This window comes from Paraburkholderia sp. SIMBA_030, from assembly GCF_046535245.1.
Lineage (GTDB): Bacteria > Pseudomonadota > Gammaproteobacteria > Burkholderiales > Burkholderiaceae > Paraburkholderia.
This window is the reverse complement of sequence record NZ_JAWRXB010000621.1, coordinates 1-269: the sequence shown is the minus strand read 5'-3', so window position 1 is coordinate 269 and position 269 is coordinate 1. Positions and strand designations below refer to the sequence as shown.

The window sequence follows — 269 nt, the reverse complement described above, 5'->3', positions numbered from 1 at the left end:
AGTTTCCAATGCCATCATTCTGGTCGCCTCCAGCTTCATCGCCAAGCGCTATGGCCGCAGGCGCTTCTATCTGCTCTGCCTTGCCACCTTCACCGTCGCCTCGATCTGCTGCGGCCTTGCTTGGAATCTCGAGTCGCTGCTGGTTTTCCGGATGATCCAGGGCTTTGCCGGCGGCGGCATGGTGCCGATATCGCAGTCGATCCTCGCCGACTCCTTCCCGCCCTCCAAGCGCGGACAGGCATTCGCCATGTTCGGTGTCGCCGTCGTCG

General features: G+C 62.1%; 1 protein-coding gene. It reads left to right on the top strand.

Annotated features, from left to right (window positions below):
- Positions 1-269 (top strand): MFS transporter (locus tag SB772_RS41445; protein ID WP_410838704.1); only part of this gene is annotated, 269 nt, incomplete at both ends.